The following is a 19,709-nucleotide window of genomic DNA, read 5'->3' as shown; positions in this document are numbered from 1 at the left end:
GGGCGCGTCGCCACCCCTGACGCTGCGCCCGTTCAACCGACCAGAACGAAACCCGCGCGTGACGGGTCGTATTGTTCAAGACCACCTTCCCCCGTATCGGTCCACAGACCATGCAAGGTAAGCCGCTCCTCTTCGACTGCGGCCTGCACGAAGGGAAAAGTCATCAGGTTTTCAAGACTGACGAGGACTGCTTCCTTTTCCAGCGCGCGCGGGCGATCGGCTTCGGGCAGGTGCTGTATCCGCAGGAAACCGGGGCGCAGGATGTCCATCCATCGCCCGACGAAGCTGGATTTTTCCTCAAGCTGCGGGGCGTGTCCGGAACACATGTCGTGGCATCCGCGCACCCCGCCACAGTTGGAATGGCCCAAGACGACGATATGCGCCACCCCGAGCGAGGTTACGGCATATTCGACGGCAGCCGAGGTGCCATGATATTCGCCATCGGGATTGTAGGGCGGCACGAGGTTGGCGACGTTGCGGTGGATGAAGAACTCGCCTTCGTCCGCGCCGAAGATCGACGTGACATGCACGCGGCTGTCGCAGCAGGAAATGACCATGGCCCGAGGATGCTGGCCGCTTTCGGCAAGCCGCCGGTACCACGCCTTATTGTCCTGATAGGTCGTGGCCTTCCAACCTTGAAAGCGCTGGATCAGATAGGCGGGGAGGGGGCGGGCCTGAAGCATCTGGTCTCCTTGCTTCTTCGTTCCGTGCGCCTTCCTAGGCCCCTGAAACGGAAAATTCGAGAGTTTATTGCATATCGCGGCAACCTTTTATTCAGTGGCACGAAACATGCTGTGTGCCGGGTGAGTGGTGTTTTTCGAGGTGTGGCATGGCATGCGCCGTCATTGCGCTGAGCCCGCGCGAATTCTTGCGCGAGGATGCAGGCGCGATCAGTGAAATCTGTGACCGGCTTGGTCCCGACACGGCAGCCCGCGTGCTGGCCCGGTCGATCGAGGATCTGGCGCTTGCGGTTGCCGCAATCGCAACGCAGGTGCGGCTGCATGATCTTGCCGATGTGCAGTGGCATTCCCGCCGCGTGCAGAAACTGGCGCTGGGGCTTGGGCTTATCAGTCTGGCCAATGTCGCAGGCGATTTGCGGCGCAGCCATTCCGACCCGACGGCCTTTGCCGCAGTTTGCGCCCGGCTGATGCGGGTTGCCAGCCGGTCTTTGGTCGGGCTTTCCCGCGAATGGGTGGCAGGCCGGTAATCCGGGCCTTGCGGGCATCTTTGGGTCGGATAGGCTGGTCTTGCCCCAGTAGTGACGGAACCGTGCCAATGATCCCCGCTTTTGCCGATCCTGCCGCGCCTTCGCGCCCGCTTCATGTCGTCTCGTCCGACCGGCTTTCTGCCTTTCTGGCAGAATGTTCGGAAGCCGAAGCAGCTTGGCTAGGGGCGACGAAATTCGAAGCCTCGCTTGGCGATGTTCGGTTGTTGCCCGCTCCCGACGGACAGGTTCAGGCCGCAGTAGTCGGGTTCGGCACCGCCAAAAGCCGAAAGCGCACGCGCTTTGGTGTAGCCAAGGCCTGCGTTGCCCTGCCGGCAGGGGTCTGGCATCTTGAAGGACCGCTCGGCGTGGCAGAAAAGACCGAAGCCGCGCTTGGCTGGCTTTTGGCACAATACCGGTTTGACTATTACCGGCCCGAGGCGAAAATGCCCGAGGCGGTCACGCTGAAATGCCCCGAGGGGTGCGACCCCGCCTTGCTGGCTGCCATGGCCGAGGGCGAGTTTCTGACCCGCGACCTGATCAACACGCCCGCAAGCGACCTTGGCCCCGCCGAGCTGGAGGCGACCTTTCTCGATCTGGCCGACCGTTTCGTTGCGGATGCGACCGTGATCCGGGGCGATGACCTTCTGGCGCAGAATTTTCCGATGATCCATGCGGTCGGCCGTGCGTCTCCCCGTGCGCCGCGTTTGCTCGACATGCGTTGGGGCGAAAAGGGGCCCTTGGTCACGCTGGTCGGCAAAGGGGTGTGTTTCGACACGGGCGGGCTGAACATCAAGCCGTCGTCGGGCATGTCGCTGATGAAGAAAGACATGGGTGGGGCTGCAACCGTGATGGGGCTGGCGCTGATGGTCATGCGCCTGAACCTGCCGATCCGCCTGCGTGTTCTGGTGCCCGCGGTGGAAAACGTCATTTCGGGCAACGCTCTCAAGCCCAAGGACATTCTGACCTCGCGCAAGGGCCTGACGGTCGAAGTCAACGATACCGATGCCGAGGGGCGCTTGGTGCTTGCCGATGCGCTGGCTTACGCCTGCGAGGAAGAGACCGATCTGGTGATCTCGATGGCCACGCTGACTGGAGCCGCGCGCGTGGCGGTGGGGCCGGATCTTGCGCCATATTACACCGACGATGCACGGGCGGTGGCGGCGCTGGAATCCGGCGCGCAGGCGGGGTTCGATCCGGTCTGGCGGATGCCGTTCCATGACGCCTATGAAAGCGTGATCGAACCGGGGATCGCCGATCTCGACAACGCGCCCGGCTTTGGCTTTGCGGGCTCGATCACCGCCGCGCTGTTCCTGCGGCGCTTCGTCGACAAGCCGCGCTACATGCATTTCGACATCTACGGCCACACCCCGACCGAGGCACCCGCCCGCCCGAAAGGGGGCGCAGGCCAAGGCGCGCGGGCCTTGCTTCTGGCATTGCCGGCGATGCTGGGTCTGTGATGGATCGCCGCCTGACGCCTGCAAACGGCCGTGTGGCGCTGCAATCCATGCGCGGCATTGTCGATGCCCCGCTTTACGTAGCGGGCGAAGCGGCGGACGTTGTAGCGCAGGTCGTCGATCTGCTCGATGGGCCGTCAGGCAACCGCGACCGACAGCTTTTGTGGGGCGAGGCCGTGATGGTCATCGAACGTCATGACGGTTGGGCTTTTGTGCAAGCGGCGAAGGATGGCTATTGCGGCTATGTCGCTGACGCAGCACTTGGCGCTGCCAGCAAGCCGACGCATCGCGTAGCGGCCCCGGCGAGCCACCTTTATTCAGGCCCCCGCGTGCAGGCAGCCGAAGTTGCGGCTCTGTCTTTTGGCAGTCTGGTAACGGTCACGGAAATCGAGGGAAAGTTTGCGAAAACGCCGCAAGGCTTCATTCCCGAGATGCACCTGCGCCCGCTCGATGCGCCGTTTGCCGATGCGGTCACGGTGGCGGAGCTTTTCCTCGGCACGCCCTACCTTTGGGGCGGCAACAGCAGGGCAGGCATCGATTGTTCGGGCCTGGTGCAGGCCGCGCTGATCGCCTGCGGCAAGCCCTGCCCTGCCGACAGCGACCAGCAACGTTCGGTCGGAACCGATCTGCCCGAAGATGCGCCGTTGCAACGCGGTGACCTTGTGTTCTGGAAGGGCCATGTGGCGATGGCGGTCGATGCCGACCAGCTTATACACGCCAACGGTCATACGATGTCGGTGGCTTACGAAGGTGTCGCGGCCTGTATCGCAAGGGTCATGGCGCAGGAAGGGCTGCCCGTCCTGATGCGGCGCAGGCCATAGTAACCCAATTCGGTCAGTCGATCGGGCGGATCAGTTTCTTTTCCAAGACCCGCAGCACGGCCGCAAGGTCAGCCCCGCGCCGCAAGATCTGGCCATCCATCCCGACGACAGCATACATGCCCTGCTTGGCGCGCAGGCGCGGACGCTTTTCGATGCGGTAAAGCGGATTTTCGGCGGTGCGACGGAAGACCGAAAACACGGCCATGTCGCGCAGGGCCGAAATGCCATAGTCGCGCCATTCGCCCAGGGCGACCATGCGGCCATAAAGCGTAAGGATCATCGACAATTCGGCACGGTCGAAATGGACCTGCTCGGGCAGGGTGTCGGACAGCGGGAAAGGCGTCGGCGTCTGCACGGTCATCTGGTCAGATTACCCCCTTGCCTTGGCAAATCAAGCGAAGGCTGACGCCCGCGGTTCCACAACTTGCCCCGATATGGCCCCGGTGAAACCGGGAAAGCCCCCAATTTTTGCCGTGTTTGCCCGTCATACGGGTGTCAGACGATCGAACGGCGCGGCGACATTGCCCCCAATCTGTCCGGACCGGGCGATCGCACAAAGGGGCCCCCGTTGCTTGCCGCGACGGGGGCCTTGCTTTGTCAGGCAAAGCCGGGTGCAAGCTTGGTGATGCCGGTTTCAAACCCGCGCCAGTTCTTTTGCACCGCGTTCAGGCGTTTGCGCGTGGCGGGGTGTTCGGCATCGAGCACGCCCAGCTTGACCAGCAGCCCCGCAATCGCGGCTTCCGCCCCACGGGTGCCGCCATCGGTTATCTTGAGCGCGATGCCCATCTTCTTTTCCGGCACGATAGCGACAAAGACCGCTTCCGCCCCCGTCTTGATCGCAACCCGCCCCCCCATGGCGCGCATCAGTTCGGTGCAGGCCCGCCCTTCACCCGCGACCATTTCGGGATAGGCGGCCATGGCGTGGGTCAGCCGGTGCATGGCATTCTGGCGCACCCCGCCATCTTCGCGGGCTGCGGCAAAGCTGGCCATCGCGCGGGCAAGTCCCAGCACCGATGTAGCGAAATTCGGGGCCGAGCAGCCGTCGATGCCGTAGCCGGGGCTGGCCTCATCCGTGGTGGCCTCGAACGCCTCACGTGCCGCTTTCTGCACGGGATGGTCGACCTCGACATATTCCGATCCGGCTTTCAGGTGCCGGTTCAGGGTGAGAAAACCCGCGTGCTTGCCCGAGCAGTTGTTGTGAAGCTGGCATGGCGTTTCATGCGCTTCGATCAGACGGTTGCGTTCGGCGCGGTCATAGGGTTCGTGCGACCCGCAGCGCAGATCGCCTTCGGACAGGCCAAGATCGGCAAGCCAGTGGCTGACCGCATCGGTATGCAGGGCCGCTCCTTCGTGGCTGGCGCAAGACAGGGCAAGCTGGCGCGGCGTCAGGCCCGCCGCATCGGCAGCACCGCTTTCCACCAGCGGCAGAGCTTGCAGCATCTTGCAAGATGAGCGCGGGAAGATGATGGCTGAAGGGTTGCCCCAGCTGTGCGCGATCTGTCCGGTTTCGTCACAAATCACGGCATGGCCGGTATGGGTGCTTTCCAGAATGCCACCGCGCCAGGCTTCGGCTACGGGAACCGCACCGTCATTGACCTTGCTCATGGGTTTTCCTCCTCACGCTTGCGCGATTTTTTGCCCATGGGGCTTTCGCGAAATCGACTTTTCCGTTTAGAAGGGAGTATCGGGTTGGTGGGTTCTGCGCCACTGAAAAGGACGCCACTTGTCGGGTCGGTCCGGCGACAAGGCGACAGCGCAAGAGCTTTGGGCATTATCGGAGGCTTCTAGACATGACGTTCCATTTCGGCCGGGTTCTTGGCGCGACACTCGTTTCGGGGGCGCTTTCGCTTTCGGCGGTTTCGGCGCAGGAGTCTGGCAACCGCGTTGCAGTGACCTCGGACTGGAACGTTTTCACCGAGGACAATCCGAAAGAGTGCTGGGGTGTGACGGTTCCGAAGGAATCCGTCAACACGCGTGACGGCCAGCCGGTTTCGGTGCGGCGCGGCGATATTCTGCTGTTCGTGACCTATCGCCCTGGTTCACCCGCCGAGATTTCCTTTACCGGCGGCTATCCCTTTGCCGACGGGTCGAAGATCGGTGTCGATGTGGATGGTAAGACCTTTGAACTGGTCGCCAATGGCGAATGGGCATGGGCTGCGCCGGGCGGTGACGATGCCATTCTGGCGGCGATGAAGAACGGATCGCAGGCGGTGCTGTCGGCGCGTTCGGGCAAGGGCACCCAGACCAAAGACACCTTCAGCCTGCGCGGCTTTACTGCTGCCGTGACCGAGGCCGAGACGCGCTGCAAATAAGCGTGACGTAATTGCGACGACAGGCTCCCCGTCGGGGAGCCTTTTGTTTTTGGGGCGAATCCCCTATATGACTGGCTTAAACCCGATCAGGACAATGCCATGACCGCCACCGCGCCCATCACTCAGGACGTGCTGACCCTTCCGCGCAAGCTGCCCGAGGGCGGCAAGGTCAATATCGTCGGCCTGACGCGCGACCAGTTGCGCGCGGCACTGATCGAAAAGGGTACGCCCGAAAAGCAGGCCAAGATGCGGCTGGGGCAAGTCTGGCAGTGGGTCTACCATTGGGGTCTGCGCGACTTTGCGGGAATGACCAATCTGGCCAAGGATTACCGCGCCTTTCTTGACGAGCATTTCACCATCGAGTTGCCCGAGGTCGTGACCCGCCAGATTTCAGCCGATGGCACGCGCAAATATCTGGTGCGGATCGCGGGCGGGCATGAGGTCGAGACGGTCTATATCCCCGAAAAGGATCGCGGGACGCTGTGCATTTCCAGTCAGGTCGGCTGCACGCTGACCTGTTCGTTCTGCCATACCGGCACGCAGAAACTGGTGCGGAACCTGACGGCGGGCGAGATCGTGGGGCAAGTAATGCTGGCGCGCGACGATCTGGGCGAATGGCCGGTGCCCGGCGCGCCCAAGGATGAAACGCGGCTGGTGTCCAACGTCGTGCTGATGGGCATGGGCGAGCCACTTTACAACTTCGAGAATGTCCGCGATGCCATGCAGGTGGTGATGGACAACGAAGGGCTGACGCTGTCGCGGCGGCGGATCACTTTGTCGACCAGTGGTGTCGTGCCCGAAATCGCGCGGGCGGCCGAGGAGATCGGCTGTCTCTTGGCGGTTTCGTTCCACGCCACGACCGACGAGGTGCGCGACAAGCTGGTTCCGATCAACAAACGCTGGAATATCGAGACCTTGCTGAACGAGTTGCGCGAATATCCGCGACTGTCGAATTCGGAACGGATCACGTTCGAATATGTGATGCTGAAGGGTGTAAACGACTCTGATGCCGATGCGCGGCGCTTGGTGAAGCTGATTTCGGGGATTCCGGCGAAGATCAACCTGATCCCGTTCAACGAATGGCCCGGTGCGCCCTATGAACGATCGGATTGGGAGCGGATCGAGGCGTTTGCCGACATCGTCTACAAGGCCGGATACGCCAGCCCGATCCGCACCCCGCGGGGCGAGGATATCATGGCAGCCTGCGGGCAGTTGAAATCGGCGACCGAGCGGGCGCGGAAATCATCGCGCGAGATCGCAGCGGAAGCGGGGCTTTAGGGGCGCATCCCACCCGTCGCCCCGGTCACGCGGTCGGCGGCGGTGCGGACCAGATCGCCCAGATTCGCCGCGTTCGACAGGGCCATGCGGAAGGCGGGGCCTGACACGGACAGGCCCGCGACGGGTTCGCCGTGGGCGTTGAAGATCGGGGCCGCGACGCAGCGCATCCCTTCGGCGCGTTCCTGATCGTCGATGGCAAAGCCGCGCTCGCGGGTATGGACAAGGTCGCGCTTCAGCGTGGCGGGGGCGGTATGGGTCAACGTGGTGAACCGCTCCATCCCCTGACGTGATAGGATTCCGTCAAGCTTTTCCTCGGGATACCAGGCGAGCAGCGCCTTGCCGATGCCCGACACATGCATGGGCGCCTTGGTTCCCGGCGGGAAAAAGGCGCGGATCGCCTCATGCGTTTCGACCTGTGACAGGAACAGGACTTCATCCCCCGCTTCGATGCCCAGATTGGCGGTTTCTCCGCTGTCACGCATCAACTGGTCCATCGGGCCACGGGCGCGTTCGACCACCTTGGTGCGGCGCAGAAAGGCCGAACCGACACGAAAGGCATCTGCGCCGATATGCCAGACTTGCCCCGGATCTTCACATTCGACCATGCCATGCGATTGCAGCGTGGTCAGCGCACGGTAGACGGTGGCAACGGCTTGGCCCGAGGTTTGCGCCAGTTCGGAAAGCGTCAGGCCCGAGGAAGCGGCAAGCGTCGAAAGCAGGCCCAAGGCGCGGTCAAGCGCCTGCACCGTGTTCTGTTCGGTCTTGTCGTTAAAGGCCTTGGGGCGGCCACGAAGGCGGGGAAGATCAGTCATGACAAATGCCTGAAAAAGCGTGACATATTGATTTCAATAAATAATACAGATTTTTTCACTTATTGAAAATCTTTTTCGAAAAAATTGTGCGGTGGGAATGGCAAGCGTAATCTGGGTTCAACGTCAGGAGACCAGACCCATGAACCCCGTTTTCATTCCCGGCCCGACCAACATTCCCGATGCGATCCGCAAGGCCTGCGACATTGCCACGCTGGACCACCGTTCGCCCGCCTTCGCGCGGATGTTCCGCCCTGCGGTGGATGGCGTGCGGCGCGTGCTAAACATGTCGGGTGGTGAAGTCATCATCCTGCCCTCGACCGGCACGGGGGGGTGGGAAGCCGCAATCAGCAACACGCTTTCGGCAGGCGATACGGTGCTGGCGGCGCGGTTCGGCATGTTCTCGCACCGCTGGATAGACCTGTGCCAGCGGCACGGGTTGAACGTGCAGATCATCGAGACGCCTTGGGGCGAGGGCGCGCCGCTGGAAGCGATTGCCGCTGCGCTGCGGGCCGACAAGGCAGGCAAGATCAAGGCGGTGCTGGCGACGCATAATGAAACGGCCACGGGTGTGAAATCGGATATCGCGGGCATCCGCCGTGCGATGGCGGGGCATGGGGCGCTTTTGTTCGTGGATGGCGTGTCGTCCATCGGGTCGATGCCGTTCGATATGTCCGGATGGGGTGTCGATATCGCGGTGGCCGGCAGCCAAAAGGGGTTCATGCTGCCCGCTGGCCTTGCAATTCTGGGCGTGTCGGACAAGGCGCTGGCGGCGATGGACAGCGCGACCTTGCCAAGAACCTTCTTCGATTTCCGCGACATGCTGAAAAGCTATGCGGCGGGGGGCTATCCTTATACGCCTGCGGTGGGCCTGATCTCGGGCCTTGCCGCGTCGATCCAGATGCTCGAGGACGAGGGGCTTGAGGCGGTTTATGCCCGCCATGCACGGCTTGCGACAGGGGTACGCCACGCCGTTGCAGCTTGGGGGATGCGTCCCTTTGCGGCGCGGCCCGAGCTTTATTCCGACACGGTCACCGCCGTGCAGGTGCCAGCAGGCTGCAACGGCACCGATCTGGTCAAGCTGGCCGCCGACAAATACGGCGTGGCCTTTGGCGTGGGTCTGGGCGAGGTGGCGGGCACGGTGTTCAGGATCGGGCATCTGGGAATGCTGACCGATGTGATGATGCTGGCAGGGTTGGCGACTGCCGAGATGTGCATGGCCGATCTGGGCTGGCCGGTGCGCCTGGGGTCGGGCGTGGCGGCGGCGCAGGAATTCTACCGTGGATCGGTCGCCCTGCGGGCGGCGGCGTAAAGGAAGCATTAAGGAAATGAGAGATTTTCACGGACTGATGATACCGACCTTTGAAGACGTGCTGGAAGCGCATCATCGCATCGCGCCCCATATCCATAAGACGCCTGTGTTGACATCTTCTTACCTCAACGCACTGACCGGGGCCGAGTTGTTCTTCAAATGCGAGAACTTCCAGAAGGCCGGTGCCTTCAAGGTGCGGGGCGCGTCGAATGCGGTGTTCGGGTTGCGCGATGACCAGTTGGCCCGCGGAGTTGCCACCCATTCCAGCGGAAACCATGCGCTTTCGCTGTCTTACGCGGCGGGGCGGCGGCGGATACCCTGCAACGTGGTGATGCCGCGCACGGCACCGCAGGCCAAAAAGGATGCCGTGCGGGGCTATGGCGGGGTGATCGTGGAATGCGAGCCTTCGACCAGCAGCCGCGAGGCGGTCTTTGCCGAGGTGCAGGCGCGAACGGGGGCGGATTTCGTGCATCCATATAACGATCCGCGAGTGATCGCGGGTCAGGCGACATGCTCGCGCGAGTTGATGGAGCAGGTGCCGGGGCTTGAAGCCGTGGTCGCTCCGATTGGCGGAGGCGGAATGATTTCAGGCACTTGCCTGACGCTATCGACGATAGCGCGCGATGTGAAGATATACGCCGCCGAACCGCTGAATGCCGATGACGCGGCGCGGAGTTTCAAGGCGGGCCATATAATTGCCGATGATGCGCCCGACACGGTGGCGGACGGGTTGAAGGTGCCGTTGAAGGATTTGACCTGGCATTTCGTGAAGAACCACGTGAGCGATGTATTCACCGCGACCGAGGACGAGATCGTCGAGGCGATGAAGCTGACGTGGAAGCGGATGAAGATCATCATCGAGGCGAGCTGTTCGGTGCCTCTGGCCGTGATCTTGAAGAACCCCGAGGCGTTCCGGGGCAAGCGGGTCGGGGTTATCCTGACCGGCGGGAATGTCGATCTGGATACTCTGCCGTGGATGAAGGGATAACGCCATGAATATCAAAGAGAGTTTCGCCGGCCTCGAAGTGGGCTACGACATCCCTGCCCTGCCGGGAATGGACGAGGCCGATATCCAGACGCCGTGCCTTGTGCTCGACCTTGACGCGCTGGAGCGCAACGTAGCCAAGATGGGACGGTTCGCCCGCGAGATGGGCGTGCGGCATCGGGTGCATGGCAAGATGCACAAGTCGGTCGATGTGGCACTGTTGCAGGAACGGCTGGGCGGGTCGGTCGGGGTGTGCTGCCAGAAGGTGAGCGAGGCCGAGGTTTTCGCCCGTGGCGGCATCAAGGACGTGCTTGTTTCCAATCAGGTCAGGGACTTGGCCAAGATCGACCGGCTGGCACGCTTGCCTAAACTGGGGGCGCGGACGATCTGCTGTGTGGATGATCTGGCCAATGTGGCCGATCTGTCGGCGGCAGCGGTGACGCATGGCACGGTGATCGAATGTCTGGTGGAAATCGACTGCGGCGCGGGGCGCTGCGGGGTGACCTCGACCGCTACGGTGGTGGAGCTTGGGCAGGCGATCGCATGTGCCAAGGGTTTGAAATTCGCGGGAATTCAGGCCTATCAGGGTGCGATGCAACATATGGACAAGTATGAGGACCGCGAGGCCAAGATTGCGGTGGCGGTGGCCATGGTGCGCGATGCGGTCGAGGGGCTGAAGGCTGTCGGGCTGGAGTGCGACATCGTTGGCGGCGGCGGCACCGGGTCTTATTACTTTGAAGGAAATTCCGGCGTTTACAATGAATTGCAGTGCGGTTCCTATGCCTTCATGGATGCGGATTATGGCCGGATTCTGGACAAGAACGGCAACCGGATCGACCGGGGGGAATGGGAGAACGCGCTGTTCATCCTGACAAGCGTGATGAGCCACACAAAGCCCGACCGCGCGATTTGCGATGCCGGGCTGAAGGCGCAGTCGGTCGACAGCGGGCTGCCGGTGATCTTTGGCCGCGACGATGTGAAATACATAAAATGCTCGGACGAACATGGGGTTATCGACGATCCGCAGGGTGTTTTGAAGGTCAACGACAAGCTGAAACTGGTGCCCGGACACTGTGATCCGACCTGCAATGTGCATGACTGGTATGTCGGCGTGCGGGGCGGCAAGGTTGAGGTGGTCTGGCCGGTTTCGGCCCGTGGGAAGGCCTATTGACCCTGTGCACAGGCGATGCACAGGCGATGCAGACGATATCCGTAAACTCGTTAAGAACCGTTAGGAAGTTGGTGACCCCATGCTGATCATTCCCGAGGCGCTGATCGCCGGTCTTGTTTCGGAGGTCGACGCGCTGGCGGCGGTCTCTGACTGCTTTGCGTCGATGGCGCGGGGCGGGGCGCGGAACTTTCCGGTGGTGCGCGAGGCGCTGGGACAGGGGCGGCAATACGGGTTCAAATCGGGCATCGACGTTTCGGGCGGGATGCTGGGCCTGAAATCGGGCGGCTACTTTCCCGCCAACATGGAGCGCGGGCTGACGAACCATCAGTCGACCGTCTTCCTGTTCGATCCCGACAGCGGGGTTCCCGTGGCGATGGTCGGGGGAAACCTGCTCACCGCGCTGCGGACGGCGGCGGCTTCGGCCCTGTCGATCGACCTTTTGGCGCGGCGCGATGCCAAGGTGCTGGGCATTGTCGGCGCCGGGCATCAGGCGGCATTCCAACTGCGCGCGGCGGCGCGGGTGCGACCTTGGGAAAAGGTGATCGGCTGGAACCTGCATCCTGAAATGTTGCCGAAGCTGGCGGCGGTGGCGGCGGGTCTGGGCTTGCCCTTCGAAGCGGTCGGGCTGGAGCGGATGGTCGATGCGGATGCGATCATCACCATCACCTCGTCGCCTGCGGCGAGCCTGATGGCGGCGCACGTATCGGCGGGAACGCATCTGGCCTGCATGGGGACCGACACCAAGGGCAAGCAAGAGGTGGAAGCGGCACTGCTGGCAAAGGCACGGGTTTTCACCGACGAGGTGGCGCAATCGGTGATGATCGGGGAAGCGCAGCATGCGGTTGCAGCGGGCCTGATCGAGGCCGGTGCGATCACACCCTTGGGCGATGTCGTAGCGGGGATGCAGAGCGGGCGGCAGAGCGACGGCGAGATTACGCTGTTCGACGGCACGGGCGTCGGGTTGCAAGACCTTGCTGTTGCCGGAATGGCGGTGAAGCGTGCGCGGGAACGGGGCTTGGGCTTTACCGTCGAGGTGTAGGGGTGCGAAGTTTCACGAAAACTTCGCGGCGATTTTTGACGCAAAAATCGGGGCGCAGCGGTGGGGGGCGGTTTCTGCGTCAGAAACCGGCGCGGAATTTGCGTCAAATTCCGTTGCAGTCGCCTTTGTGGCGTGGTTTTTGATCAAAAAATATCAGGCGAGGCCGGATCATGCGGGTGTTTCTGAACGGGTTCGGGCGGATCGGAAGGTCCGTGTTGCGGGCGTGGACAGAGGCGCCGCAGAAATGGGCGGGGCTGGAGATCGTCGGTATCAATGATATCGCGGCGGCTGAAATGTGCGCCTATCTCTTTGAATATGACAGCGTTTTTGGCCCTTGGCGCGGGACGGTCACGCTGGAGGCGGGCGCGTTGGTTGTCAACGGGCGGGCCATTGCGCTGCACCGGACGCCGGATATCTCGGGCCTGCCCTTGGGTGGCGTGGATGTGGTGATGGAATGCACGGGACGGGCCGATGCCCGCGAGGTTGCGGCGCGGGGGCTGGTGGCGGGGGCAGCACGGGTGCTGGTGTCGGGGCCTTCGGCGGCGGCGGATGTGACGGTGGTGCTGGGGGCAAACGAAACGGCGCTTGGCGGGGCGCGGATCGTGTCGAACGCGTCTTGCACGACCAATGCGCTGGCGCCGCTGGCCAAGTTGCTGGATGCACGTTGGGGTGTGGTGACGGGATCGATGACGACGATCCATTGCTATACCGGGAGCCAGCCGACGGTGGATGCTCCGGCGGCGGATTATCCGCGCAGTCGGGCTGCTGCGCTGTCGATGGTGCCCACCACCACCTCGGCCAGCCGTTTGCTGGACCGCGTCTTGCCGCATCTGGCGGGGCGGATCGAAGGGTCGGCGGTGCGGGTGCCGGTGGCGAGCGTGTCTTGTGTCGATCTGGCGGTGATGCTGGAGCGTGCGGTGACGGTGGATGAGATCAACGCGGCTTTTCGGAGTGCAGGCGGCGTGATGGGGGCGACCGACCGGCCCTTGGTTTCGACCGACCTGCGGGCGCGGCCTGAAAGCATTGTCATGGCCTGCCCCGAGACGCGGATCACGCCGCAGGGGATGGTGCGGGTGTTCGGCTGGTATGACAATGAATGGGGATTTTCGAACCGGATGCTCGATGTGGCCGCCCTGATGGGCTAGACGGCCACCCTTTCGCCCAGTTCGACGACACGGTCGCGCGGCAGGTGATAGAAATCGGACGGGTCTGCCGAAAACCGCGTCAGGGCCGCGTAGATCCGGTCAAGGAGGCGGTCGAGACCGAAGGTGCCCGCGACAACGGGGCGACGGCGGCCAAGGAAGAAGCTTGACGACATCACGTCGAATTTCAGGCCGACCTTGCGGGCGTTGCCCATGGCGCGCGAGACGTTGGGTGTTTCCATGAAGCCGAAGCGCAGCGTCAGGCGGGCAAAGCGCCCGTCGAGCAGTTCGTAGCTGGCGCGTTCTTCCGGCATGGCGACGGGGACGCGCAGGGTTTCCACTGTCAGGAGCACGTTTTGTTCATGCAGGACGCGGTTATGCTTGAGGTTGTGAAGCAGCGCCGAGGGCACGACGGTGGGGTCGGGTGTCAGGAAGAAGGCGGTGCCGGGGACGACATGGACGGAAGAATGGCTCATCGATTTGACGAAGCCTTGCAGGCCAACCATCTGCTTGTGGGATTTGACCGACATGTTCTGCGTGCCGCGCCACCATGCCCACATGCACAGGCCCACGATGCTGGCGAGGATGAGGGGCACATAGCCGCCATCGGCGACCTTGGTCATGTTAGAGGCGAGGAAGGCGAGTTCGAGCGCGATCATCGGCGCTGCAACCAGAAGCGTCGCCCAAAGCGGCAACTTGCCCGAGCGGACCATATAGATCATCGCCAGCGAGGTGGTCACCACCATGGTTCCGGTGACGGCAATGCCGTAAGCGGAGGCCAGTGCCTCGGAGCTGCCGAAGGCGAGAACCAGCCAGAGCACGCCGAACAGCATGATCCAGTTCATGCCGCCGATATAGATTTGTCCGCTTTGGTCATGCGAGGTGTGGCGGATGGTCAGGCGCGGCAACAGGCCAAGCTGGACAGCGGCGCGGGTCATCGAAAAGGCGCCCGAGATCACAGCCTGAGCCGCGATGACGGTCGCCGCAGTGGCGAGTGCCACGAGGAACGGCAGCAGGCTTTCGGGCACGCTGCGGAAGAAGGGATTTTCGACGGCTGACGGATCTGCAAGCACCAGCGCGCCCTGCCCCAGATAATTGAGTGTCAGCGCCGGAAACACCAGAATGAACCATGCGGTCATGATCGGCTTGCGACCGAAGTGGCCGAGGTCGGCATAGAGCGCCTCGGCCCCGGTGACGGCCAGAAAGACCGCGCCAAGGACGATGAACGAGATGGCGCGGTGCTCGATCAGGAAAGAGGCGGCGTAGCGCGGGTCGAAGGCCGCTAGCACCGAAGGGTTGCCGATGATGTGCCACACGCCGGTGACGGCGAGCACGACGAACCACAGGGCGGTGATCGGGCCGAAGGCAATGGCGATGCGGGCGGTGCCTTGGCGCTGGACGAAGAAAAGCGCAAACAGGATGCCGAGGGTGACAGGCACGACATAGGTTTCGAGCTGCGGCAGGATCAGACCTGCGCCTTCGACCGCAGACAGCACCGAGATTGCGGGTGTGATGATCGCATCACCGTAGAACAATGCCGCGCCAGCTATGGCAAGCGAGAGGGTCGGGATGGACCGGCGGCCGATTGCAAGGCGGGCGAGCGTGTAAAGCGCAAGCACGCCGCCTTCGCCGCGGTTGTCTTCGCGCAGCAGGAACAGGACATATTTTACGGTGACGATGAGGATGAGCGTCCAGACGAGAATCGACAAAAGGCCAAGGACTTCTGCCCGTGCGAGGCCATCGGCTGCGACAGGGCGCAAGGCTTCGCGAAAGGCATAGATTGGAGACGTGCCGATGTCGCCATAAACCACGCCGACCGCGCCGAGGGTCAGGGCCGCAAACCCCTTTGGCGCAACCGATGCGTGATGGTCTTCGCCCTCGTCGCGAAGATAAGCGGCGATGTCGAGTTCGTCTTCGTCAAAGAGTGGCAACTGCCGCTCGGCTGACGCCGCAAGCTTGGGGTCATGCATAGGGTTCATGGATTTTACAGGGTGGGTGTGACCGAGCAGCCCGGAATAGGCGCGTCTCGTCGGGCAGATGAGACCCGTGCGCGGGTCTTCGGACACTCCATACACGGCCGTAGCAGCGGCGGCATGGGCAGGCTTTTACGCCTATGGCAACAATGCGGCAAGGGCCTTTCTGCAATGCAGCGTTGCGCGGGGATCAGGGCTGGACGGTGAAGGGCGCGGGAAAGCGGTATTCTTCGATGTTCGGGGTGGGACCGATGCGGTCGACCACGGCGAAGAGGCCGGGAGAATGGAGCGGGGTCAACACGCCGTGCCATGTGCCGCGGTGCAGGTTGATGCCCTGCGCGCCATTGGTGAGAAAGGCGCGGGGCGTGGCCTCGGGGCCTGCTGCGACGATGACGAGGAAGGGATCGGCGGACATGGGCAGGAAGGCCTGGGAGCCGTCGGGGTGACGCTCGATCAGGTCGAATTCGTAAGGGAGGCTGCGGGCTTCGGCTTTGAATATCGAGACGCCGGCGCGGCCTTCGGGGCCGAAATCGAGTGTCGCGCGGTCGTGGTGGCGCTGGCAGAGGCCCGCGTTGATGAGCCGGAAATCGCCAGTGGCGTCGAGCACGTCACCGAAAGGGGCGAAGGCTTCGGCGGTGAGGGGTTCGGTTCTGATCGGTTGCATCGGTTTGACCTGTCGGAGCGGGGGTTTCACACCCCCGCACCCCCGTGGAGTATTTGCGCAAAGGTGAAGGGGTGCGGGGGCAGGATCAGCGGGCGAGGGCTCCGAAAGCGCCGGGGCCGCGCAGCTTGGCGTGGCGGTTGACATCCTTGTAGAGCAGGTAGCGGAACGGGCCGGGGCCTGCGGCATAGCAGGCTTGCGGGCAATAGGCGCGCAGCCACATGAAATCGCCTGCCTCGACCTCGACCCAGTCTTGGTTGAGTTTGTAGACGGCCTTGCCTTGCAGCACGTAAAGGCCGTGTTCCATGACGTGGGTTTCTTCGAACGGGATCGTGCCGCCGGGCTGGAAGGTGACGATGTTGACATGCATGTCATGGCGCAGGTCTGACGGATCGACGAAGCGGGTGGTGGCCCAGACGCCGTTCGTATCGGGCATGGGCGAGAGCGGGATGGTCTTTTCGTTGGTCACGAAGGCGGTGGGGTGAGCCACGCCGGGGGCGGGTTCGTAGAGTTTGCGAACCCAGTGGAAGCGGGCGGGGGTGCCGCCTTCGGCGAGGAGGGTCCATTTGGCGCCCGCGGGGATATAGGCGTAACCGCCTTCGTCGAGCTCAAAGCCCTGACCGTCGATCGTGAGGGTGATGAGGCCGCCGGTGACGAAGATGACGTGCTGCACGCCCGTGTCGGGATCAGGCGCGTCGGAGCCGCCGCCGGGGGCGACCTCGACCACGTATTGGCTGAAGGTTTCGGAAAAGCCCGACATCGGGCGGGCGATGAGCCAAAGCTTCGTCTTGTCCCAGCCGGGCAGGAAGCTGGTGACGATATCGGAAAAGACGCCCTTCGGGATGAAAGCATAGGCATCGGTAAAGACGGCGCGGCCGGTCATCAGTTGCGTCTGGGGCGGCAGGCCGCCGGGGGGCGTGTAATAGCTGGTCACGGGAGAATGTCCTTGAGGCGGAGTTCGGCGATGCGTTCCACCTGCGCGCAGGCGGTGGCGAATTCGGTGGTCGTGTCGTTGGAGATGCGGGACTGGAAGGCCTGAAGAATGGAGTCCTTGGTGTTGTCGCGCACGGCGATGATGAAGGGGAAGCCATGTTTGGCGACATAGGCGGTGTTGAGCGACTGGAACTGGCTGCGTTCTTCGTCGGTCAGCGCGTCGAGTGCGGCGCTGGCCTGCTCGGCGGTGCTTTCGGGCGTAAGGCGCTTGGCGGCGGCGAGTTTTCCGGCAAGGTCGGGGTGGGCGCGAAGGACGGTCAGGCGTTCATCGTGGCTGGCGGTGCGGAGCACGCGGGCAAGCGCGTTGGCGAGGCCGGTGGCGCTGTCATGGGCGGGGCCGAGTTCGAGCTGCCAAGCACGGTCGGCGACCCAGGGCGAGTGTTCGACGATGCTGCCGAAGCGTAGGGTGAAACGGTCGCGCGTCATCTGGCTGGGGCGTTCGATGCGGTGGTGGGGGTGGGTTTTCGCCCAATGCTCGGCGATGTCGATGCGGCGGGGGAACCAGACGCCCTGATGGGATTGGGCGTAGTCGAGGAATTTTTGCAGACCGGCGACCTTGCCGGGGCGGCCGATCAGGCGGTTGTGCAGGCCTATGGAAAACATCTTGGCGCGGCCCTGTTCGCCTTCGGCGTAGAGGGTGTCGAAGCTGTCTTTCAGGTAGGTGAAGAACTGCTCGCCGGTGATGTAACCCGGTGCGGTGGCAAAGCGCATGTCGTTGGCTTCGAGCGTATAGGGGATGACAAGCTGGTCGCGGTCGCCGACTTCGAGCCAATAGGGCAGGTCGTCGTCATAGGTATCGCTGATCCAGTCGAGCCGTGCGGTTTCGGCGGTCAGGCGCACGGTGTTCATCGAGCAACGGCCCGTGTACCAGCCGCGCGGGGGGGCGCCGACGACTTCGGTGTGCAGGCGGAAGGATTCGGCGATTTGCCTTGCTTCCTCTTCAGGGGCCATGTCGCGGTGGTCGACCCATTTGAGGCCATGGGACGCGATTTCCCAGCCTGCGGCTTTCATCGCGGCGACCTGTTCGGGGTTGCGGGCAAGGGCCGAGGTCACGCCGTAGATGGTGACGGGGATGCTGCGTTCGGTGAACAGGCGGTGCAGGCGCCAGAAACCGGCGCGGGCGCCGTAGTCGTAGATGCTTTCCATGTTCCAGTGGCGCTGGTTCGGCCAAGGGGCGGCGCCGGCGATGTCGGACAGGAAGGCTTCGGACTGGCCATCGCCGTGCAGGATGTTGTTTTCGCCACCCTCTTCGTAGTTGAGCACGAGGGAGATAGCGATTTTCGCGCCGTCCGGCCATTTGGCATCGGGGGCGTCGGGGCCGTGGCCACGGAAATCGCGGGGGTAACGGTTCACTTGGGATTTCCTTGCAATGCCTGTCAAAGGGAAGCTTAGGACGGAAGTCGAGCGGGGTTTATCAAAAAATCCAAGTAAGACCTTTTCGGCGGCGGGGCGGTCGCGTTTTGCGGGGAAAGCGGGCTAAGCTGGGGGAAATATGGAGGGTACGATGGCCGGACGGTTAACGACGCATGTGCTGGATACCGCGCGAGGGAAACCTGCGGCGGGGGTGCGGATCATGCTGTACCTTGTGAGCGGGGATTCCCATCGCAAGATCGCCGAGACGGTGACCAATGCGGACGGCCGGACGGATGCGCCGATGCTGACACCGCTGGTGGCCGGGAGCTATGAGCTGGTGTTCTGCGCAGGCGACTATCTGCGCGCGACGGGGCAGGCGGAAGGCGAGGTGCTGTTTCTGGACGAGATCCCGATCCGCTTCGGCGTGCCGGACGCTGACGCGCATTACCATGTGCCGCTGCTCATCTCGCCCTTTGCCTATTCGACCTATCGCGGGTCGTAGGGGCGCGGGTCGTAGGGGTTGACCGTGGCGATGCCCGTGGCGGCGTAGGCTTCGGGCGTGTCGGTGGCAAGGGTGGCCCCATTGGCGCGGGCGATTGCGGCGGTCATCGCGGTTGCGGCGGGCAGCGTAGAGCGGGCGTTGATTGCGGCGAGGTCGCGGGCGGCGGCGCTGTCGAACGGGAGGACGCGGCCGGAAAAGTCGGCGTCCATCATGTCGTCTATCAATGATATCAGGTGTTTGGCTTGTGGCTGGCGGATTGCTGCGGTCAGGAGTTCGGCTTCGGTCAGGCAGGAGACATGGAGCGTCGCTGCGGGCTGGGTGGCGAACCATGCGAGGACCTGCGCCGAGGGTGTGGCCGAGAGGAGTTCGGCAAGGACGGGGGTGTCGAGCAGGATCATGCGCGCACCGGAAGCGGCAGGGAGTGCAGGCCGAGGGCTGCGAACCGGGCGTGGATTTGCTGGCCGAGGTCGGCGTTCGGGTCGGTGGCACCCAGGGCGGCGCGCAGGATGTGGCGGGCTTCATCCTCCATCGAGCGCTGGTTGGCGGCGGCCTGTTGTTTCAGGCGGGCTTTGACGTCGTCTTCGAGGCTGCGGATGATGATGCTGGCCATGATGCACTCCCTTTGAAGCGCATTACGGCTGATAGCGGTGATATCTTAGCCCGGCACCGGGGGGCATTTCGCCCCCCGGACCCCCCT

The 19,709-nt window shown here is 63.3% G+C and carries 21 protein-coding genes; 11 read left to right on the top strand and 10 right to left on the bottom strand.

Going from position 1 to position 19,709, the window contains the following annotated elements:
- Positions 1-32: 32 nt before the first annotated feature.
- Positions 33-683, bottom strand: coding sequence for a carbonic anhydrase (locus HYN69_RS00930; RefSeq protein ID WP_108434086.1), 651 nt, complete (start codon positions 681-683; stop codon positions 33-35).
- Between the two features lie 146 nt (positions 684-829).
- On the opposite strand from HYN69_RS00930, the gene HYN69_RS00925 reads away from it, so the two are divergent.
- From HYN69_RS00925 to HYN69_RS00915, 3 genes are all read left to right on the top strand, one after another.
- On the top strand, positions 830-1,207 hold the full coding sequence (locus HYN69_RS00925) for a hypothetical protein (protein WP_108434085.1): 378 nt from the start codon (positions 830-832) through the stop codon (positions 1,205-1,207).
- A 68-nt stretch (positions 1,208-1,275) separates the two neighbouring features.
- Entirely contained in the window at positions 1,276-2,664 is a 1,389-nt protein-coding gene (locus tag HYN69_RS00920) for a leucyl aminopeptidase family protein (RefSeq protein ID WP_108434084.1), read from the top strand.
- A complete protein-coding gene (locus HYN69_RS00915) occupies positions 2,664-3,482 on the top strand; it encodes a C40 family peptidase (RefSeq protein WP_108434083.1) in 819 nt (272 codons plus the stop codon). The genes HYN69_RS00920 and HYN69_RS00915 overlap by 1 nt, the downstream gene beginning before the upstream one ends.
- Before the next feature lie 13 nt (positions 3,483-3,495).
- Here the strand turns inward: HYN69_RS00915 and HYN69_RS00910 are convergent, their stop codons facing one another.
- Positions 3,496-3,843 (bottom strand): DUF2794 domain-containing protein, encoded by a 348-nt coding sequence (locus HYN69_RS00910; protein WP_108434082.1) that lies wholly within the window; start codon positions 3,841-3,843, stop codon positions 3,496-3,498.
- A 236-nt stretch (positions 3,844-4,079) separates the two neighbouring features.
- Entirely contained in the window at positions 4,080-5,087 is a 1,008-nt protein-coding gene (locus HYN69_RS00905) for an asparaginase (RefSeq protein WP_108434081.1), read from the bottom strand.
- Between the two features lie 185 nt (positions 5,088-5,272).
- Here HYN69_RS00905 and HYN69_RS00900 point away from each other — a divergent pair, with 185 nt between their 5' ends.
- Together HYN69_RS00900 and rlmN are read left to right on the top strand one after the other, a co-directional pair.
- Positions 5,273-5,794 (top strand): invasion associated locus B family protein, encoded by a 522-nt coding sequence (locus tag HYN69_RS00900; protein ID WP_108434080.1) that lies wholly within the window; start codon positions 5,273-5,275, stop codon positions 5,792-5,794.
- A gap of 99 nt (positions 5,795-5,893) precedes the next feature.
- Complete coding sequence (gene rlmN, locus HYN69_RS00895; RefSeq protein ID WP_108434079.1) at positions 5,894-7,072, top strand: 23S rRNA (adenine(2503)-C(2))-methyltransferase RlmN; 1,179 nt, start codon at positions 5,894-5,896, stop codon at positions 7,070-7,072.
- Here rlmN and bhcR read toward each other — a convergent pair.
- Positions 7,069-7,884 (bottom strand): HTH-type transcriptional regulator BhcR, encoded by an 816-nt coding sequence (gene bhcR, locus HYN69_RS00890; RefSeq protein WP_108434078.1) that lies wholly within the window; start codon positions 7,882-7,884, stop codon positions 7,069-7,071. The genes rlmN and bhcR overlap by 4 nt on opposite strands.
- 139 nt (positions 7,885-8,023) lie before the next feature.
- Between bhcR and bhcA the strand changes: the two genes are divergently transcribed.
- The 5 genes from bhcA (at position 8,024) to HYN69_RS00865 (ending at position 13,533) form a co-directional block, all read left to right on the top strand.
- Positions 8,024-9,193, top strand: coding sequence for an L-aspartate--glyoxylate aminotransferase BhcA (gene bhcA / locus HYN69_RS00885; protein WP_108434077.1), 1,170 nt, complete (start codon positions 8,024-8,026; stop codon positions 9,191-9,193).
- A 16-nt stretch (positions 9,194-9,209) separates the two neighbouring features.
- Positions 9,210-10,181: a beta-hydroxyaspartate dehydratase BhcB gene (gene bhcB, locus HYN69_RS00880; protein ID WP_108434076.1), complete on the top strand. Its 972-nt coding sequence runs from the start codon at positions 9,210-9,212 to the stop codon at positions 10,179-10,181.
- A 4-nt stretch (positions 10,182-10,185) separates the two neighbouring features.
- Positions 10,186-11,349, top strand: coding sequence for a 3-hydroxy-D-aspartate aldolase BhcC (gene bhcC / locus HYN69_RS00875; protein ID WP_108434075.1), 1,164 nt, complete (start codon positions 10,186-10,188; stop codon positions 11,347-11,349).
- Positions 11,350-11,428: 79 nt separating this feature from the next.
- Positions 11,429-12,388, top strand: coding sequence for an iminosuccinate reductase BhcD (gene bhcD, locus HYN69_RS00870; RefSeq protein WP_108434074.1), 960 nt, complete (start codon positions 11,429-11,431; stop codon positions 12,386-12,388).
- A gap of 170 nt (positions 12,389-12,558) precedes the next feature.
- Positions 12,559-13,533, top strand: coding sequence for a type I glyceraldehyde-3-phosphate dehydrogenase (locus HYN69_RS00865; protein ID WP_108434073.1), 975 nt, complete (start codon positions 12,559-12,561; stop codon positions 13,531-13,533).
- Here the strand turns inward: HYN69_RS00865 and HYN69_RS00860 are convergent.
- From HYN69_RS00860 to puuE, 4 genes are all read right to left on the bottom strand, one after another.
- On the bottom strand, positions 13,530-15,500 hold the full coding sequence (locus HYN69_RS00860) for a potassium transporter Kup (RefSeq protein ID WP_108434072.1): 1,971 nt from the start codon (positions 15,498-15,500) through the stop codon (positions 13,530-13,532). The two genes, HYN69_RS00865 and HYN69_RS00860, sit on opposite strands and share 4 nt — an antisense overlap.
- Positions 15,501-15,693: 193 nt before the next feature.
- Positions 15,694-16,167 (bottom strand): ureidoglycolate lyase, encoded by a 474-nt coding sequence (locus HYN69_RS00855; RefSeq protein ID WP_108434071.1) that lies wholly within the window; start codon positions 16,165-16,167, stop codon positions 15,694-15,696.
- A gap of 85 nt (positions 16,168-16,252) precedes the next feature.
- Positions 16,253-17,098 (bottom strand): bifunctional allantoicase/(S)-ureidoglycine aminohydrolase, encoded by an 846-nt coding sequence (locus HYN69_RS00850; RefSeq protein ID WP_108434070.1) that lies wholly within the window; start codon positions 17,096-17,098, stop codon positions 16,253-16,255.
- Positions 17,095-18,510, bottom strand: a complete 1,416-nt coding sequence (puuE, locus tag HYN69_RS00845) for an allantoinase PuuE (protein WP_108434069.1) — start codon at positions 18,508-18,510, stop codon at positions 17,095-17,097. The genes HYN69_RS00850 and puuE overlap by 4 nt, the downstream gene beginning before the upstream one ends.
- A 151-nt stretch (positions 18,511-18,661) precedes the next feature.
- On the opposite strand from puuE, the gene uraH reads away from it, so the two are divergent.
- A complete protein-coding gene (gene uraH, locus HYN69_RS00840; RefSeq protein ID WP_108436960.1) occupies positions 18,662-19,012 on the top strand; it encodes a hydroxyisourate hydrolase in 351 nt (116 codons plus the stop codon).
- On the opposite strand, the gene HYN69_RS00835 is transcribed toward uraH, so the two are convergent.
- Together HYN69_RS00835 and HYN69_RS00830 are read right to left on the bottom strand one after the other, a co-directional pair.
- Positions 18,997-19,410 carry a PIN domain-containing protein gene (locus HYN69_RS00835; protein WP_108434068.1) on the bottom strand — a complete coding sequence of 138 codons (414 nt, stop codon included), beginning with the start codon at positions 19,408-19,410 and terminating at the stop codon, positions 18,997-18,999. The two genes, uraH and HYN69_RS00835, sit on opposite strands and share 16 nt — an antisense overlap.
- On the bottom strand, positions 19,407-19,622 hold the full coding sequence (locus tag HYN69_RS00830; protein WP_108434067.1) for a FitA-like ribbon-helix-helix domain-containing protein: 216 nt from the start codon (positions 19,620-19,622) through the stop codon (positions 19,407-19,409). Before HYN69_RS00830 ends, HYN69_RS00835 begins: the two co-directional genes overlap by 4 nt.
- Positions 19,623-19,709: the final 87 nt, after the last annotated feature.

It is taken from the genome of Gemmobacter aquarius (genome assembly GCF_003060865.1).
GTDB classification, from domain to species: domain Bacteria; phylum Pseudomonadota; class Alphaproteobacteria; order Rhodobacterales; family Rhodobacteraceae; genus Paragemmobacter; species Paragemmobacter aquarius.
Note: the sequence above shows the minus strand (reverse complement) of the source record. Positions and strands in the feature narration are given on the sequence as shown.

What these genes read in the sequence shown, in the direction of transcription:
- HYN69_RS00905 (WP_108434081.1), bottom strand. Translation starts at nt 5,087, where the DNA reads ATGAGCAAGGTCAATGACGGTGCGGTTCCCGTAGCCGAAGCCTGGCGC.
- HYN69_RS00920 (WP_108434084.1), top strand. Translation starts at nt 1,276, where the DNA reads ATGATCCCCGCTTTTGCCGATCCTGCCGCGCCTTCGCGCCCGCTTCAT.
- HYN69_RS00930 (WP_108434086.1), bottom strand. Translation starts at nt 683, where the DNA reads ATGCTTCAGGCCCGCCCCCTCCCCGCCTATCTGATCCAGCGCTTTCAA.
- HYN69_RS00915 (WP_108434083.1), top strand. Translation starts at nt 2,664, where the DNA reads ATGGATCGCCGCCTGACGCCTGCAAACGGCCGTGTGGCGCTGCAATCC.
- HYN69_RS00855 (WP_108434071.1), bottom strand. Translation starts at nt 16,167, where the DNA reads ATGCAACCGATCAGAACCGAACCCCTCACCGCCGAAGCCTTCGCCCCT.
- rlmN (WP_108434079.1), top strand. Translation starts at nt 5,894, where the DNA reads ATGACCGCCACCGCGCCCATCACTCAGGACGTGCTGACCCTTCCGCGC.
- bhcC (WP_108434075.1), top strand. Translation starts at nt 10,186, where the DNA reads ATGAATATCAAAGAGAGTTTCGCCGGCCTCGAAGTGGGCTACGACATC.
- HYN69_RS00910 (WP_108434082.1), bottom strand. Translation starts at nt 3,843, where the DNA reads ATGACCGTGCAGACGCCGACGCCTTTCCCGCTGTCCGACACCCTGCCC.
- HYN69_RS00865 (WP_108434073.1), top strand. Translation starts at nt 12,559, where the DNA reads ATGCGGGTGTTTCTGAACGGGTTCGGGCGGATCGGAAGGTCCGTGTTG.
- HYN69_RS00925 (WP_108434085.1), top strand. Translation starts at nt 830, where the DNA reads ATGGCATGCGCCGTCATTGCGCTGAGCCCGCGCGAATTCTTGCGCGAG.
- uraH (WP_108436960.1), top strand. Translation starts at nt 18,662, where the DNA reads ATGGCCGGACGGTTAACGACGCATGTGCTGGATACCGCGCGAGGGAAA.
- bhcB (WP_108434076.1), top strand. Translation starts at nt 9,210, where the DNA reads ATGAGAGATTTTCACGGACTGATGATACCGACCTTTGAAGACGTGCTG.
- HYN69_RS00835 (WP_108434068.1), bottom strand. Translation starts at nt 19,410, where the DNA reads ATGATCCTGCTCGACACCCCCGTCCTTGCCGAACTCCTCTCGGCCACA.
- HYN69_RS00830 (WP_108434067.1), bottom strand. Translation starts at nt 19,622, where the DNA reads ATGGCCAGCATCATCATCCGCAGCCTCGAAGACGACGTCAAAGCCCGC.
- bhcA (WP_108434077.1), top strand. Translation starts at nt 8,024, where the DNA reads ATGAACCCCGTTTTCATTCCCGGCCCGACCAACATTCCCGATGCGATC.
- bhcD (WP_108434074.1), top strand. Translation starts at nt 11,429, where the DNA reads ATGCTGATCATTCCCGAGGCGCTGATCGCCGGTCTTGTTTCGGAGGTC.
- bhcR (WP_108434078.1), bottom strand. Translation starts at nt 7,884, where the DNA reads ATGACTGATCTTCCCCGCCTTCGTGGCCGCCCCAAGGCCTTTAACGAC.
- HYN69_RS00860 (WP_108434072.1), bottom strand. Translation starts at nt 15,500, where the DNA reads ATGCATGACCCCAAGCTTGCGGCGTCAGCCGAGCGGCAGTTGCCACTC.
- HYN69_RS00900 (WP_108434080.1), top strand. Translation starts at nt 5,273, where the DNA reads ATGACGTTCCATTTCGGCCGGGTTCTTGGCGCGACACTCGTTTCGGGG.